The 15873-nt window shown below is 72.0% G+C and carries 15 protein-coding genes and 1 tRNA gene; 8 read left to right on the top strand and 8 right to left on the bottom strand.

Annotation, left to right across the window (positions count from 1 at the left end; translation table 11 throughout):
- Positions 1-4: 4 nt before the first annotated feature.
- The 4 genes from SNR22_RS15075 to SNR22_RS15060 are packed head-to-tail and all read left to right on the top strand — an operon-like array spanning position 5 to position 3165.
- Positions 5-811 carry a DUF881 domain-containing protein gene (locus SNR22_RS15075; protein ID WP_320067198.1) on the top strand — a complete coding sequence of 269 codons (807 nt, stop codon included), beginning with the start codon at positions 5-7 and terminating at the stop codon, positions 809-811.
- Entirely contained in the window at positions 808-2229 is a 1422-nt protein-coding gene (locus SNR22_RS15070) for a class E sortase (protein ID WP_320067197.1), read from the top strand. The genes SNR22_RS15075 and SNR22_RS15070 overlap by 4 nt, the downstream gene beginning before the upstream one ends.
- 2 nt (positions 2230-2231) lie before the next feature.
- Positions 2232-2510, top strand: coding sequence for a hypothetical protein (locus SNR22_RS15065; RefSeq protein WP_320067196.1), 279 nt, complete (start codon positions 2232-2234; stop codon positions 2508-2510).
- A 4-nt stretch (positions 2511-2514) separates the two neighbouring features.
- Positions 2515-3165: an aminodeoxychorismate/anthranilate synthase component II gene (locus SNR22_RS15060; RefSeq protein WP_320067195.1), complete on the top strand. Its 651-nt coding sequence runs from the start codon at positions 2515-2517 to the stop codon at positions 3163-3165.
- Positions 3166-3216: 51 nt separating this feature from the next.
- On the opposite strand, the gene pknB is transcribed toward SNR22_RS15060, so the two are convergent.
- From pknB to SNR22_RS15025, 7 genes are read right to left on the bottom strand one after another with little or no spacing between them, the layout of a single operon-like run.
- Entirely contained in the window at positions 3217-5028 is a 1812-nt protein-coding gene (pknB, locus tag SNR22_RS15055) for a Stk1 family PASTA domain-containing Ser/Thr kinase (protein WP_320067194.1), read from the bottom strand.
- Positions 5025-6482: a serine/threonine-protein kinase gene (locus tag SNR22_RS15050; protein ID WP_320067193.1), complete on the bottom strand. Its 1458-nt coding sequence runs from the start codon at positions 6480-6482 to the stop codon at positions 5025-5027. Before SNR22_RS15050 ends, pknB begins: the two co-directional genes overlap by 4 nt.
- Position 6483: 1 nt before the next feature.
- On the bottom strand, positions 6484-7989 hold the full coding sequence (locus SNR22_RS15045; RefSeq protein ID WP_320067192.1) for a penicillin-binding protein 2: 1506 nt from the start codon (positions 7987-7989) through the stop codon (positions 6484-6486).
- Complete coding sequence (locus tag SNR22_RS15040; RefSeq protein ID WP_320067191.1) at positions 7986-9476, bottom strand: FtsW/RodA/SpoVE family cell cycle protein; 1491 nt, start codon at positions 9474-9476, stop codon at positions 7986-7988. Before SNR22_RS15040 ends, SNR22_RS15045 begins: the two co-directional genes overlap by 4 nt.
- Before the next feature lie 30 nt (positions 9477-9506).
- On the bottom strand, positions 9507-10913 hold the full coding sequence (locus SNR22_RS15035) for a PP2C family serine/threonine-protein phosphatase (RefSeq protein WP_320067190.1): 1407 nt from the start codon (positions 10911-10913) through the stop codon (positions 9507-9509).
- Entirely contained in the window at positions 10910-11395 is a 486-nt protein-coding gene (locus tag SNR22_RS15030; RefSeq protein WP_320067189.1) for an FHA domain-containing protein, read from the bottom strand. The genes SNR22_RS15035 and SNR22_RS15030 overlap by 4 nt, the downstream gene beginning before the upstream one ends.
- 6 nt (positions 11396-11401) lie before the next feature.
- The gene (locus SNR22_RS15025; protein ID WP_320067188.1) at positions 11402-12205 is read right to left on the bottom strand and encodes a DUF3662 and FHA domain-containing protein; all 804 of its coding nucleotides are present in this window, start codon (positions 12203-12205) and stop codon (positions 11402-11404) included.
- A gap of 207 nt (positions 12206-12412) precedes the next feature.
- Between SNR22_RS15025 and SNR22_RS15020 the strand changes: the two genes are divergently transcribed.
- The 4 genes from SNR22_RS15020 (at position 12413) to SNR22_RS15005 (ending at position 15217) form a co-directional block, all read left to right on the top strand.
- Positions 12413-12498: transfer RNA gene (locus SNR22_RS15020), tRNA-Leu, on the top strand.
- Positions 12499-12626: 128 nt separating this feature from the next.
- Positions 12627-13700, top strand: coding sequence for an NAD-dependent epimerase/dehydratase family protein (locus tag SNR22_RS15015; RefSeq protein WP_320067187.1), 1074 nt, complete (start codon positions 12627-12629; stop codon positions 13698-13700).
- A complete protein-coding gene (locus tag SNR22_RS15010; protein ID WP_320067186.1) occupies positions 13697-14503 on the top strand; it encodes a WecB/TagA/CpsF family glycosyltransferase in 807 nt (268 codons plus the stop codon). Before SNR22_RS15015 ends, SNR22_RS15010 begins: the two co-directional genes overlap by 4 nt.
- A gap of 114 nt (positions 14504-14617) precedes the next feature.
- A complete protein-coding gene (locus SNR22_RS15005; RefSeq protein WP_320067185.1) occupies positions 14618-15217 on the top strand; it encodes a hypothetical protein in 600 nt (199 codons plus the stop codon).
- Here SNR22_RS15005 and SNR22_RS15000 read toward each other — a convergent pair.
- A complete protein-coding gene (locus SNR22_RS15000; protein WP_320067184.1) occupies positions 15185-15598 on the bottom strand; it encodes a hypothetical protein in 414 nt (137 codons plus the stop codon). The two genes, SNR22_RS15005 and SNR22_RS15000, sit on opposite strands and share 33 nt — an antisense overlap.
- Positions 15599-15873: the final 275 nt, after the last annotated feature.

Below are 15873 nucleotides of genomic sequence, written 5' to 3'. Positions count from 1 at the left end.
CTCGGTGGAGTACACATCCGGCGCGGCCTCCTGGCAGAAGGCCCTCCGACGGGCGGTCGTCGCCCTCCTGCCCCGGAAGCGACGCCAGCGCCGACCGGGCTGGTCGATCGGGGTGCCGCTGATCGCCGCCGCGGCCGGGCTGCTCTTCACCACCACGGCGACAACCGCCAGCGGCACCGCCCTACGCGAGGACCGCCGCCCCCAGCTCACCCAGCTCATCGAGGACCGCCGTGAGCAGGTCGCGGCCGGCGAGCGGCAGGCCGCCCGGCTGCGGGCCGAGGTCGAGAGCTCCACGGCCGACCTCGCGGACTCCGACGAGCCGATCCGGGATCAGCGGGACCGGGCCGCCGTGAACCGACAGTCCGCCGGGTTCACCGCACTCACCGGGGCCGGGGTCACCGTCGAGCTCAACGACGCCCCCCGACTCCCGGAGCAGGGGCTGCCCAAGGGCGCCAGCAACGATGACCTGGTCGTCCACCAGCAGGACGTCCAGGCGGTGGTGAACGCACTCTGGGCCGGCGGCGCGGAGGCCATGTCCATCATGAACGTCCGCGTGCTCGCCACCAGCGCGGTACGCTGCGTCGGTAACACCCTGCTGCTGCACGGCCGGGTGTACTCCCCACCGTTCAAGATCGTAGCGATCGGCGATCCCGCTGCCCTCCAGCAGGGCCTCGCCGCCTCCGAGGGAGTCCGGGTGTTCAAGGGCGTGGTGAAAGACTTCCACCTCGGGTACCAGGAAACGGTTTCCACCGTCACCGTGCCGGCCTTCGAGGACTCGACCGCCCTGCGCGCGGCAACGGTGCCCAGATGAACCGGACGCCCGACGATCGGACACCCGACGACCGCCGGGCCGGCCGACACCACGACCGTGGTGAGGACCCGACCGACTTCCTCCCCCTGGTCAACCGCTCCGCCCCGGCCGCATCGGAGCGCCCCGGCCCCGCCGGCCCCTGGCCCGAGCCGGTGCTGCCGCCCCGTTCGGCGGCCCCCCACAGCGGTGACCCGGCGCCGACCGCCCGACGACCGACGCCGCCGGACACGCCGCCTGCCTGGCCCGGCCCCGCGCGACCGCCCGGGGCCCCACTTCCGGCCCGGGACCGTCCCGCCTCGGGCACTCAGCGGCAGCCCGACCCGTACTCCACCACACCACGGCGAACGGCCACCGAGCCAGCGGACGGGCCGGTTTCCCCCGCCGACGCCCCCACCAACTTCCTTCCCCCGGTCAACGACCGCTCGGCCGACCGCACCAGGCCGGCGGCGGACGGCGGCGGTTTCCCGGGGCCCGGCGGGCCGGACCGCTTTGCCGACCCGGCCGCGACCGCCCTCATTCCCGCAGTGCCCGGCCCGCCGCCGGCCCCCGACCCGGCCCTGGACTCGACCGCGCTGATGGGCGCCGTGCCCCGCACGTCGGCGGGCGGAGACCCGGCCGGGGCCGACACCGAGCCGACCGAGCCACCCCGGCCGCGCCGCGGCGAGCGGGTGGTCCAGCTCCGGGCCGAACAGACCGACAAGGGCTACAAGAGCGTCTACTACGAACTGACCCGGCCGTCCTTCTGGACCCGGCTGCGCGCCGGAATACGGGTCACCGGCGAGGTGCTGATCACCTTCGGCCTGGTGGTGCTCCTGTTCGCCGGCTACGAGGTGTGGGGCAAGTCGGCCATCGTCGACGCCCACCAGAACGACCTCGACCGCCAACTCGCCCAGGCCTGGGGCCCCACCGGCGACCCGACCGTGGCACCCAGCGCGAGCCCCACCGCGAAGCCGAAGCCACCGGTGCACGGCAGCCCCATCGCCGGGCTCCACATCCCCAAGCTGGACAAGAACTGGGTCGTGGTCGAGGGCGTCAGCCAGGAGGACATCCGGTACGCCCCCGGTCACTACCCGGACAGCGCGCTCCCCGGCGAGCTGGGCAACTTCTCGGTCGCCGGCCACCGCAACCGGGCCACCTTCTGGCGGCTGGACGAGCTGGCCGCCGGCGACGCCATCGTGGTCGAGGGCAAGACCGAGTGGTACGTATACACGGTGCGCGAGACCCGGATCGTCAAGCCGAACCAGGTCGAGGTCGTCGCCCCCGTGCCGACGAATCCGGCCGCGAAGCCGACGAAGAAGCTCCTCACCCTCACCACCTGCAACCCGAAGTTCGACAACTACCAGCGCCTGATCGTCCACGCCGAGCTGGACCACACCCAGCCCAAGGCTGACGGCCAGCCTGCGGAGCTGGAGGGCTGACGATGTACGGCTGGATCTGGCGCAAGCTGCCGCTGGGGCTGCCCGGCAAGCTGACGGGCTCGCTGCTGCTGGCCGCCGCGACGGTGGCCCTGCTCTGGTACGTGGTCTTCCCGTGGGCGGAGCCGCTACTCCCCTTCGACGACGTGCAGGTCACGCAGGACTCCGGCGTGCCGGGCGGTGCTCCTCCTGGCGTCGACGGGAACACCCCGTCCGGCGACGAGCACGAACTGCCGTACGACACCGACCAGAACAACCCCCCGCCCCCCGCTCCGGACAGGTGAGTCGATGCGCGTCCTGGTGATCGACAACTACGACTCGTTCGTCTTCAACCTGGTGCAGTACCTCGGCCAGCTCGGCGTGGACTGCGAGGTCCGGCGCAACGACGAGATCGACGTGGCGGAGGTGGGGCGACTCGACGCCACCGGTGTCCTGCTCTCCCCCGGGCCGGGCAGCCCGGACCGGGCCGGCATCTGCCTCGACGTCATCCGCCGATACGCGGGCGAGCTGCCCATCTTCGGCGTCTGCCTGGGCCACCAGGCGATCGGCGAGGCGTTCGGCGCCACCGTGGCCCGCGCGCCGGAGCTGCTGCACGGCAAGACCTCCGAGGTCCGGCACCACTCGGTGGGGGTGCTGGCCGGGCTGCCCGACCCGTTCACCGCCACCCGGTACCACTCGCTCACCGTGTTGCCCGAGACGCTACCGGACGAGCTGGAGGTCACCGGCTGGACAGACTCCGGCGTGGTGATGGCCATGCGGCACCGGACGCTGCCGATCGAGGGCGTCCAGTTCCACCCGGAGTCGGTGCTCACCGAGGGCGGCCACCTGATGCTGGCCAACTGGTTGGCGAGCTGCGGTCACCCCGAGGCGCTGGAACGCGCCCCAAAGCTGGCCGCCGAGGTCGACACCCGCCGTCGCTCCGCGTTCGCCGCCGCCTGACGTCAACGTGCAGCGGGGACCCGGCCCCTGATCGGGGCCGGGGTCGCCACGTCACTGCTCGGAGAACCTGGCAGGTTCGGTCGAGAGCGGCAGCCCACCGCCGCGGCCCGGTGGTGGGGTCGGGCTGCCGCTGGGCGGCGGGGTGACCGCCGGCTCGGATGGCTCCGGGGCGGGCTCGGGCACGTCGACCTCGATGGTCACCTGCTTGCCCTTTTCGAGATTCGTGCCGCCGCGCGGGTTCTGACCCGAGACCCGGCCGGCGCGGTCGGCCGGCACCTCGTCGCCGTCGACGATCCTCACGCTGTACCCGGCCTGCTCCAGCTCCCGCTTCGCGTCCTCCGCAGAGGAACCGACAACGCTCGGCACCTTGCGGATGTTGCCCCTCGAGACCGTCACCGTCACCGTGCTCTGCTCGGCGACCTTGCTGCCGGAGGGCGGCTCGACCTTCGTGACGATCCCCTCGGCGACGGGGCTGTCGATCGTCTTCTTCACCACCTTGAGATTCAGCTCCTTGAGCTGCTTCTCGACGTTCTTGAACGGGGAGTCGACCAGAGCGGACGGGATCGGCACCTCCGGCTTGCCACCGCAGAGCTGGATGGCGACCCCCTCGCCCTTCTCCAGCTGGGTGTTCGCCCGTGGCTCCTGGCTGAAGACCGTGTCCTTCTTGCAGGTGCTGTCGAAGACCGGATCGCCGACGGTGGGGACCAGGCCGGCTCCCTCGATCGTGGCGACCGCGGCGTCTCGGGTCTGGCCCGCCAGGTCGGGGGTGGAGACCTTGTCGTCGGAGCTGCGGTTGAGCAGGATGGCGGCGACCAGGGCGATCACGGCGAGCACGCCGAGCGCGGCGAAGGTGGCGATCACCCAGGAGGATGCCTTGCGCTGACGGGGGTCGCCGACCCGGGCCGCCGGCTGTTGGCGGGTGGCCGCCCCCCCGGCGGCCTGGGTCGGATACCCGGATGCGGCGGGGGCCATCGGCGCGGTCTCGGCGTCCTGCATCACCGGGGTGGCCAGCACCGGCCGGCCCGCGGCCGCCCGGAGCATGTCCGCCCGCATCTCGCCGGCGCTCTGGTACCGGTTGAGCGGGTTCTTCGACAACGCCTTGAGCACGATCGCGTCGACCGCGGGGGTGACGTCGGGATTGATGTCGCTGGGGATCGGCGGGGCCTCCCGGACGTGCTGGTACGCCACACTGACCGGGCTGTCCCCGACGAACGGAGGATGCCCGCAGACCAGCTCGAAGAGCACGCAGCCAGCGGCGTACACGTCGGAGCGGGCGTCCACGGCCTCGCCGCGTGCCTGCTCGGGGGAGAGGTACTGGGCCGTGCCGATGACCGCGCTGGTCTGGGTCATCGAGGTGACGCCGGACGCCAGGGCGCGGGCGATGCCGAAGTCCATCACCTTGACCTGGCCGGTCTGGGTGAGCATCACGTTGCCGGGCTTGATGTCCCGGTGGATGATGCCGTGTCGGTGACTGAACTCCAGCGCGGCACATGTGTCGGCGCAGATTTCCAGCGCCCGGCGCGGCTGGAGGCGCCCCTCGACGCCCAGCAACTCCTTGAGAGTCCGCCCGTTGACGAACTCCATCACGATGAACGGCAGCGTCTCGCCGGTCGGCCCGGTCTCCTCGCCGGTGTCGTAGACGGCGACGATCGCCGGGTGGTTGAGCGAGGCGGCGTTCTGCGCCTCCCGACGGAACCGCATCTGGAAGGTGTCGTCCCGGGCCAGGTCGGCCCGGAGCATTTTGATCGCGACGTCCCGGCCCAGCCGAAGGTCACGGCCACGGTGCACCTCGGCCATGCCGCCGTATCCGAGCAGCTCGCCGACCTGGTACCTGCCACCGAGCAGGCGGGCCTGCGCTGTCATCGCGTTTGTCGTCCTTCGCTCGTCGTCGTCTCGCCGCCGCCCGGCAGGAGCCGTTCCATCCGACGGTACGGCGTCCGGGACGGATCGTCGCCTCCGCCCGCCCGCAGCGCGCCGGACGTCACGACCCGGAGACCTGCCGCGCCAGGAACACCCGCCTCCGCCCTCTGCCGCAGGTTGTAGGCAATCACGCCGGAGCAGACGAGGACCAGCACGGCCAGCAGGACGAACAGCACGACCGGCCCCAACCTGGACCGCTCTGGCGGGGCCGGCGGCGGGCCGGGCTGGCGGGCGTACCCCATCGGGTTCGCCTGCCGGACCGGGGGCGGTGGCACGGTCGCGGCGCCGCGTGGGTAGGCCGGTCCGGTGGCGGCCGGCGGGCGGGACACGGCCGCCGGCGGGTGGGGCTGCTGGCGGATGACCTGCGGGTGCGGCTGGTGGATGACCGGGGGCCGGGGGGCCGCGACCGGGGGCCGGGGGTGCGGCGGGGCGGACGTCGGGACCGGCCGCTGCGCCGCCGCGGGCGGGCGGGGCTGCTGGCGCGACGGGGGCGGCACCTGGGCGCGGGCCTGCGGGCCGGCCGGGGACGCCGGGGCGGCGGAGATCTGGCCGAGGTGTGCGCTGCTGCGGGACTGTTGCCCCAGTACCAGCTTCGCCTGCCGGGCCACCCCGGCCAGGGCGGCGGCGCTGGGCCAGCGGGCGGCCGGGTCCTTGGCCATCGCCCGCTCGACGATCGACCGGACCGGCGGCGGGATGTCCGCCGGCAGCGGCCGGGGGGCGTCCCGGACGTGCCTCATGGCGATCTCGAGCGGGTTGTCCCCCTCGAAGGGCCGCCGTCCGGCGAGGCACTGGTAGGCCACCACGCCGAGGGCGTACACGTCGGAGGCGGGTGTGGCGACCGCGCCCGTGGCCTGCTCGGGAGAGATGTACGAGGCGGTGCCGAGCACCGAGCCGGCGGCGGTGAGCTGCCCGACCAACTCGGAGCGGGCGATGCCGAAGTCGGTCAGCACCAGCGTTCCGTTCGGCCGGACGAGCAGGTTCCCCGGCTTCACGTCACGGTGCACGATGCCCTTGCAGTGCGCCGCGTGCAGCGCGTCGGCGGCCTGGGCGAGCAGCGCCATGGTGCGGGCGGGGGTGAGCCGGCCGACCCGGTTCAGCGTCGAGGAGAGCGCATCGCCCTCGACATACTCCATCACCAGGAAGGCGATGTGCTGGTCATTGCCGAAGTCGTAGACGTCGACCACGCCGGGGTGGTTGATGGTGGCCATGGTGCGCGCCTCGCCGCGGAACCGCTCGGCGAAGCCCGGCTCGTCGAGCAACGCCGGGAGCAGGCTCTTCACCGCGACCGTACGCCCCAGCACCTGGTCGGTGCCGCGCCAGACGTCGCCCATGCCGCCGCTGGCGATCCGCTCGTCGAGGCGATAGCGGTTACCGAGCTGGACGCCGGGGCTGAGCATGTCAGCGGCCCCCGGAGTCGGCGATGGCCGCCTGCATGATCTTGCCGGCGATCCGGGCAGCCTCGCCACTGCCGCCGCTACCGGCCTCCTCCAGCACCACGCAGACCGCGGAGATCGGGGTGCCGTTCTTGCCGAGCACGAAGCCGATGAACCAGCCGTGGTCGGGGGTCTGCGGGCTGGACTGGGCGGTGCCGGTCTTGCCACCGACCTGGTAGCCGTCGATCTTCGCCCTGCCGCCGCTGCCCTTCTCCACCACGCTGACCATCATGTCGCGCAGGTCCGACGCGACCGGGCCGCTGACCGGCTGCCGCAGCTCCCGCGGCTTGGCCGTGTAGTAGCTGGTGGTGCGGTCCGGGGCGAGCAGCTGCCGGACCAGGTACGGGCGCATCTGGCTGCCGCCGTTGGCGACCGATCCGGCGATCAGCGCCCCCTCCAGCGGGGTCATCTTCACGTCGCGCTGCCCGATGGAGGACTGCGCCAGGGCGGCCGGGTCGGTGCCGCCGTCGGGGCCCTCCATGGACCCGGTGCGGCTGGCCGCCGTCGGCAGCCCGTCCTCGCCGAGCTGGCCGACCGTGAGGTCGTCCTGCTCGAAGCCGAACTGGCGGGCCTTCTCCTTCACCTTGTCGGCCCCGAGCTTGACGCCGAGCTGGGCGAAGCCGGTGTTGCAGGACTCGGTGACCGCGTCGAGGAGCGTGACCTGGTCCTCGGGGCAGATCGACGGCGCGGCGTTGCGGATCGGGGTGCCCGACGTCGGCGGGGTCCAGCTCGCCCCGGCGGGGATCTCGGTGTTCTTGCCGACCCCGTTCTCCAGGGCGGCGGCGGCCACCACGATCTTGAAGGTGGAGCCCGGGGGCAGCACCTCCGACAGCGCCCGGTTCTTCAACGGGCCGGCCGGATCGTTGTCGAGCTTGTTGTACGCCGCCGTCGCCTCGTCGGTGTCGTGGCTGGTCAGCGGGTTCGGGTTGAAGCTGGGCATGGAGACCAACGCCTGCACCGCCCCGGTGCGGGGGTCGAACGCGATCGCCGCGCCCTTCTTCGCGTTGACCTCGTTGTCGGCCAGCCCGTTGTACGCAGCCTCCTGCGCCCGCTTGGACAGGGTCAGCAGCACGTTGCCGCCCCCGGTCTCGTCACCGGTGAACATGTCCCTGATCCGGTTGGCGATCAGCGCGTCGCTGGTGCCGGCGAGGAAGTCGTTCTCCACCCGCTCGACGCCGGTGTCGGCGAGGTTGACCGGCTTGTAGCCGAGCACGTGCGCGTACTTGTCCCCACCGGGGTAGGTACGCAGGAACCTCAGCTTGCCGCTGGTCTCCTTGCTGGTGGCCAGGGCGGTGCCGCCGGCCTCGATGTTGCCGCGCTTGCGCTCGTACTCGGCCACCTGGACCCGGCCGTTGTAGTCGCTGTTGCGGTATTCGTCGGCCTTGTAGGCCTGGATCCAGTTCAGGTTCGCGAAGAGCAGACCGAACAGGACCATCGCGACCACGCCAACACGGCGAAGGGGTGCGTTCACGGTCTGATCACCTCCGTGGGGGCACCGTGCAGCTGCTCGGGCGGGCCACCCCCGGGTCGGGCCGCCGAGCCACCGGCCCCGGTCATCGGCCGGCGGGCGCCGTCGGAGACACGCAGCAGAATGGCGATGAGCAGCCAGTTCGCCATCAGCGACGAACCACCGGCGGAGAGAAACGGGGTGGTCTGACCGGTCAACGGGATGAGCTTGCTGATCCCACCGACGATCACGAAGACCTGGAGGCCGAGGGTGAAGGCCAGGCCGCCGGCGAGCAGCTTGCCGAACGAGTCCCGCACGGCCAACGCCGCCCGCAGCCCCCGCTCGACGATCAGCAGGTAGACCACCAGCAGCGCGGAGAGCCCGAACAGGCCGATCTCCTCGCCGATGCCGGCGAAGATGAAGTCGTTCTGCACCTCGGGGATCTCCAGCGGCTCCCCGCCGCCGGGACCGGTGCCGAACAGCCCGCCGCTACCGAGCGCCAGCAGGCCCTGGACGAGCTGATAGCCGTCCTGGTAGGGGTCGGCGAACGGGTCGAGCCAGATCTCGGCGCGCAGATGGAAGTTGGCGAACGGCCCACCGATCACGCCGCCGAGCACGTAGGCGAGGTATGCACCGCCGAAGAACAGGATCAGGCCAATGAGCAGCCAACTCACCCGTTCGGTGGCGATGTAGAGGGTCACCACGAACATGCCGAAGTAGAGCAGCGAGGTGCCCAGGTCCTTCTCGAAAACGAGCACCAGCACGCTCAGCACCCAGACCGCGAGCACCGGGCCCAGGTCCCGCCCACGCGGGAAGTCGATGCCGAGCACCCGGTGGCTGGCCAGCGAGAGCACCTCGCGCTTGCGTACCAGGTAGTACGCGAAGAAGACGAGCAGCGCCAGCTTGGCGAACTCACCCGGCTGGATGCTGAAGCCGCCGACGCGGATCCACAGCTTCGCGCCGTAGATCTCCGAGTATTTCGCGGGGAGCACCGCCGGGATCATCACCAGCACGATGCCGGCGAGGCCGAGGGTGTACGCGTACCGGGAGACCGAGCGGTGGTCGCGCATCAGCGCCAGCAGCCCGGCGGCGAGGGCCACCGAGGCGAGTGTCCAGGCGAGCTGACGCCCGCCGTTGCCGGCGAAGACGGCCAGCGTCTCCCGCTCGACCGGGGCGGCCCGGGCCAGGTCGATCCGGCGCAGGAAGCCCACCCCGATCCCGTTGAGCAGTGCCACCGCAGGCAGCAGGGCCGGGTCGGCGAAGGGCGCGAGGAACCGAATGACCACGTGCATGGCCAGGAAGACGGCCGCCAGCACGGCGGTCGGGATCCAGAAGTCCGGGGTGACCGTGTCGAGCACGGCCGCCTCCACCGTCGCGCCGTACGCGCCGACGATCACCAGGGCCAGCAGCAGCAACGACAGTTCGGCGTTGCGCCGCGACCGGGCCAGGCGTACGCCGGGCTGCTCGCCCGTCGAGGCGGGCGAGGCTGCCGGTACGGCCGCTGCGGTCACGGATGAGTCCTCGGAGTTCTCAGCCGACGCTCACTCGGTCGACCGGCAGCCGGCCGGGTCTGCCGGCGGGACCGTGTCCGAGGGCAACGCGTCGGGTGTGGTGGGAGCGGGGGTCGGGGTGGTGGTGGGCCGGCGGCCGGCGGTAGCCGAGCGGCTCGCGGCGGGGGTGGCCGGTGCGGGGGTCGCCGCGCCCGGTGTCGCCGTCGGGCTGGGCGGGCAGACCGGCTTCAGGTTCGGGTTCGCCGGGTCGTCGCTGGTCAACTCGGTCAGCCGGCGCTCGGCGTCCGACTGGTTCTTGGCCGGGATGCCCTGCTTCACCTGCTCCTGCGCGGCCAGGGTGAGGTCTTCCAGCCTGGCCGGGCTGGTGGAGTGCACGGCCGAGAGGTCCAGGCCGGCGACCTGCCCCTGGACGCCCTGGAAGACGGCCACCTGACCGTCTTCGGTGGCGCCGACGTAGTACTGCCGCTGGGTGTAGCTCCAGCCGGCGAAGAGCACGCCGCCGACGATGACCACCAGGGCGGCGAGCATCGCGGTGGTCCGAAGCGGCCGGCGCTTCGGCCGGTCGTCGTCGCCGTCGTCGGCTGGCTCTTCGGGGACGGGCGGCCGGGGCGCGGAGAGCGCCGAGGCCCGCGCGGCGGGGGTCGAGACATCCGCGGAGGTGGCCATACCGCGGTCTTTGGCGGCGGCGCCGCCGACGAGCGGGCTCGCCTCGACGATGTCCTGGTCGGTGGCGTCGGCGATGACCACCGTGATGTTGTCGGGGCCGCCTCCGCGCAGCGCGAGCTGCACCAGCCGCTCGACGCACTGCTGCCCGTCGGTGTACTCCCGCATGGTGTCGGCGATCGTTTCCGCACTGACCACACCGGAGAGGCCGTCGCTGCAGATCAGGTAGCGGTCGCCGCGGAGCACCTGACGGACGCTGTATTCCGGGTCGATGTCGCGGCCGTCGAGCGCCCGGGTGAGCAGCGAGCGCTGTGGGTGGCTACTCGCCTCCTCGGCGCTGATCCGGCCCTCGTCGACGAGCATCTGGACGTACGTGTCGTCCTTGGTGATCTGCGCAAACTCGCCGTTGCGCAGAAGGTAGGCCCGCGAGTCACCGATGTGGACCAATCCCAGCTTGGTGCCGGAGAAGAGGGTCGCGGTGAGCGTGGTGCCCATCCCCTCCAGCTGTGGGTTGGCGTCCACGGTGTCGCGGAGCTGCTGGTTGGCGGTGCCCACGGCTGAGCGCAGCGCGTCGACGAGGGCGTCCCCGGGGGCGTCCTGGTCGAGCGGCTCCATGGCACCGATGACGATGTTGCTGGCGACGTCACCGGCGGCCATGCCGCCCATGCCGTCGGCGACGGCGAGAAGCCGCGGCCCGGCGTAGACGGAATCCTGATTACCGTCTCGGATCAGACCGCGGTCGCTGTGGGCCGCATAGCGCAGGGTCAGAGTCATGGCCGTAATTCGAGAGAGGTGCGGCCGATACGGATCGGCACGCCGAGGGGGACGGGGGTTGGTCCGGTGACCTTAGCGCGATCCAGGTAGGTGCCGTTAGTCGATCCGAGGTCCTCGACGAACCACTGCCCCTCACGCGGCACGAGTCGGGCGTGTCGCGCCGAGGCGTAGTCGTCGGTGATGACCAGGGTCGAATCCTCGGCCCGACCGATGGTGATCTGGGATTCACCCAGGGTGATCCGGGTGCCGGCGAGCTGACCGGCGGTCACCACCATCTGGTGCGCGGCCCTGCCTCGCTTCACCTTCGCCGGCTTGGCCGCCTGCCCGGTCGAGGCCCCCACCGCCCGTGGCGCGGCCACCAGCCGGCCCGAACGGGCCCCGGCGAAGAGGTCCCGGCGGATGACGCCGACCACCGTGAACACGAAGATCCACAGCAGGATGAGAAACCCGAATCGGGCGACGGTGATGACGAGTTCCGGCAAGGCGGGTCAGCCGTCCACGCGGAAGGTCAGGGTGGTGGTGCCGAGCTGGACCATGTCGCCCGGGTTGAGGGCGACGGCGGAGACCCGCTGGCCGTTGACCATCGTGCCGTTGGTCGACCCGAGATCGGTCAGCACAACCTGACCGCCGTCGAAGTCCAGCCGGGCGTGTCGCCGGGAGATGCCGACGTCCGGCAGACGCAGGTTGGCCTGGTCGCCACGGCCGATCACCGTGGAACCCATCTGGAGCGGATAGGTGCGGCCGTCGCCGGAGACCAGTCGGACATTGCGCCCGCCCCCGTGCCCCTGCGGCGGGCCGTAGCCACCACCCTGGTCGTACGCCGGGTACGCGGGCGGACCCGCATCGTAGCCGCCCTGGTCGTAGCCGGGCGCGGAGACCGGGGCGACGTCGCCGCCGGTGTAGACCTCGGCAGTGACCCGGAACATCCCGGTGTCGAGGCCCTCGCCTCGCTCGATCTCGACGATCACGTCGCCGTAGACCGTCCAGGCCTGCTCACCGATGAACTCCGCCTGCGACTGGGCCAGCTCCTGGGCCAGCGCAGCGGCGTACGGCGCCAGCCGACTGTGGTCGTAGGGCGAGAGATCGATCACGTAGCGGTTGGGCACGAGAGTGCGCCCACCGGCGAGGATCGCCTTGTGCGCCTCGGCCTCCCGCTGCATGGCATTGAGGATCTCGACGGGGTGAACCACCCCTTTGAAGACCTTGGCGAAAGCTCCCTCCACCAGGCCTTCCAGACGCTTCTCGAAGCGTTGCAGCACGCTCACCGGCTCCTCCTCGGGTCCCGAGGACATGATGGTATCCGGCCGGCGCGCGCGCAGCTCACACGCCGCTCGGCCGCCTGTTGCCGACCCGTTCGGATGGGCCGGTGCCCTCGTGCTACAGTTTCGTCCGCCACGAACGGTAACTGGTCGTGGCGAGGGCCGGAAGGCCGTAGGATGTGCCGGGCCCGCTGGAGACAGCGCAGCCGGGGCGAGCTACAGTTTCCGGTGTCCTGCCGCGGGGGAGTGGCGGAATGGCAGACGCGCACGGTTCAGGTCCGTGTGCCCGAAAGGGCGTGGGGGTTCAACTCCCCCCTTCCCCACCAGAGCGAGGGCTCCGCAGCAATGCGGGGCCCTTTCGCCATTTCCAGGGCCCTGCGTCGCGTCCGGTCGGTGCCGGACGTCACGCTATGCTCCGATCGTTTCTCTGCCTCCGATGGACCAGGAGTGGCGTGTGAGTGTCGCGTTGGTGACCGGGTCGGGCGGCCTTATCGGTTCCGAGGCGGTCCGGCACTTCGCCGGCCTCGGTCTCGATGTCGTCGGCATCGACAACGACATGCGGCAGGAGTTCTTCGGCGTCGAGGCGTCGACCGCGTGGAACGTCCGGCGGCTGTCCGAGGAGTTGGGCGGGGCGTACTCCCACCACAGCATCGACATCCGGGACCGCGACTCGCTGGCGAAGCTCTTCGCCCGGTACGGCCGGGACATCGCCGTGGTGATCCACACCGCCGCGCAGCCGTCGCACGACTGGGCGGTCCGGGATCCGTTCACCGACTTCGACGTCAACGCCGGCGGCACCCTCAACGTGCTGCAGAACGTCCGCGAACACTGCATCGAGGCGCCGGTCATCCACTGCTCCACCAACAAGGTGTACGGCGACCGCCCCAACAGCCTCCCGCTTGTCGAGCTGGAGACCCGCTGGGAGATCGAGCCGGGGCACCCGTACGAGCAGGGCATCCGCGAGGACATGTCGATCGACGCCTGCCTGCACTCGGTCTTCGGCGCGTCCAAGGTCGGCGCCGACGTGATGGTGCAGGAGTACGGCCGCTATTTCGGGATGCGGACCGCCTGCTTCCGGGGTGGCACGCTGACCGGCCCGGCGCACTCCGCGACCGAGCTGCACGGCTTCCTCGGGTACGTGATGCGGGCGAACATGGAACGCCGGACGTACAAGATTTTCGGTTACCAGGGCAAGCAGGTCCGGGACGCGATCCACAGCTCCGACGTGGTGTCGGCGTTCGAGGCGTTCTTCCGCGCCCCCCGCTCGGCGGCCGTCTACAACCTCGGCGGCGGGCGGCACTCCAACACCTCCAACCGGGAGGCGTTCGCCCTGGCCGAGCAGATCACCGGCCAGGAGATGGTCACCGAGTACGTCGAGGCGAACCGGATCGGCGACCACAAGTGGTGGATCGGCTCGAACGAGGCGTTCCAGGCCGACTACCCGCAGTGGAAGCAGGTCTACGACGTGCCGATGATCGCGCGCGAGATCTACGAGGCCAACGTCGACAAGTGGGTTCCGGGCGCATGACCGTCGGCAGCAAGCGCAACGTCCTCGGCGTCCTGGTCGACGCCACCGACTACGCCACCGCGACCGAGCGGGTGGTGGCGGCCGCGCGCGAGCGCCGTCCGTTGGCGCTGACCGCGCTCGCCGTGCACGGCGTGATGACCGGCGTGCTCGACCCGGCGCACAACGCCCGGCTCAACTCGTTCGACGTGGTCACCCCCGACGGGCAGCCGGTGCGCTGGGCGCTGAACCTGCTGCACCACGCCGGCCTCGCCGACCGGGTCTACGGCCCGCTGCTGACCCTGCACGTGCTGCGCCGCTTCGCCGAGGAGGGCCTGCCGGTCTACCTCTACGGCTCGACGGAGGAGACCCTGGGCCGGCTGATCCCGGAGCTGGAGCGGATGTTCCCGGCGCTGAAGATCGCCGGGGTGGAGCCGTCGAAGTTCCGGGCCGTACAGCCGGGCGAGGACGTCGAGATCGCCGACCGGATCAGGGCCAGCGGTGCCCGGCTCGTCCTGGTCGGGCTCGGCTGCCCGCGCCAGGAGGTCTTCACATACGCGATGCGGCCCCTGCTGGACATGCCGCTGATGGCCGTCGGGGCGGCCTTCGACTACCACGCGGGCCTGCTCCGCAAGCCGCCGCCGTGGATGCAGCGGGCCGGCCTAGAGTGGTTCTGGCGGCTCGGCCTGGAGCCGAAGCGGCTCTGGCGACGGTACGTCATCCTCAACCCGGCGTACCTGGGCCGGCTGGCTGCGCAGAAGACCGGCCTGTGGAAGGCGGAGCCGCCCGCCCCGGCCACCGGGCGTCCGGCCACCTTCGACGTCTGATTTCGCGGACGCCTGCCGACGAGCCGGCCGGGAATCCCCTACGGGGGCGGTCTGCGGGGCGAACCCGGGGCCGGCCCTGATTTGTCGGGGGGCGAACTAGGCAAGGCTGATGCCATGGATGGGCATCTAATCGTTCTGCTTCCGGTCGCCGGCGTCTGGCTGGCCGCGGGGGTCCTCGCCGACCGGCTGCCCCGGCCGCACCGCGCCAGCGCGCTTCACCGGCGTACCGGATGGTTGCTCGCCCTGACCCTGACCGGCCTCGGCCTGACGACGGCGGTGCTCGCCGCCGGGCTGCAGAGCGCCGGCGCTGGCACGGTGGACCGGGCCGCCGCCGGGCTCGCGCTCGCGGCCGCCCCCGCGCTACTCGTCGCGGCCTGGACCGTTCGCCGGGTCCGCCGACTGCGGATCGGCGCCGGCGTCCTCGTCACGGCGCCCGACGCCCCGGCCCCGCACGGTCTGCGGGCGGCCGCCGCGCATCCGCTCGTCGGCCTGCCGCTCCAGGTCACCGGCCTGGCCACCGTTCCCGGCCTGCTCTCGGCCACCGGGCTGGACCTCTTTGCCGGACCGGGCACGACCGGGGCCGCAGTCACCGTCGGCGTGTTGGGTGTCGTCGCCATCGGAGTTCGGCACGCGCTGCGGCACAGCCGGCTCTCGGAGCGGGCGCTGCCGGAGCGGCCGGCCTCAGCGCAAGCGGCCGGCCCCCTGCACGTATAGCAGCTCCAGGATCGCCCGGGTCGCCTCGAACCAGCGGTCCATCCAGTCGGGCGAGGGGACGCTCCCCTTGGGCGGCAGCTCCATCATCAGGCCACGCAGCAGCGGGTGGTCGACCAGGGATTCGGTCTGCGGGACCGCCCAGCCTTCCGAGGGGAACGACGGCTCGGTGAGCGGGTTCGGGTCCAGCGAGGGCAGCGACAGCGGCGGGCCGGCCTGTTCAACGGCCGAGGGCCCGACGTCCCGGCCCCCGATCTCGGTGTCGGTGTCGGTGGAGACCACCTCGGTCAGCACGGTGTCCCGGCGGGCCCCGCGGTACTTGCCACCGAACCGCTCCGGCTTGCCCGGACCGTTGGTGAGGTTCTCTGACCCGATCGTCGTCATCGTCTCGCCTGCCTCGCTCGGTTACCGATCCGTGTGGCGGGTCGTGGACCAACGCCGTACCGAGGGGTTCAACGACCCGGGGCGGTGGTGGCGACGGGTCGGGCCCCGATCCGTGCCGCCGGCTCGGGTCTGACCTGCGGATACGCGAGGGGCGGGGGGGGGGGGGGGGGGGGGGGGGCCGCGGCGCGGGCCGCCGGCGCCGGGGGGGGCGGGGGGGGGGGCGCCGCACCCCACCCACCCCCCACCCACCCACCCAGCCCCCCACCAGACCCGAA

The organism is Micromonospora sp. RTGN7 (assembly GCF_033804645.1).
In the GTDB taxonomy this organism is placed as follows: domain Bacteria; phylum Actinomycetota; class Actinomycetes; order Mycobacteriales; family Micromonosporaceae; genus Micromonospora.
This window is presented reverse-complemented; position numbering and strand designations above follow the sequence as displayed.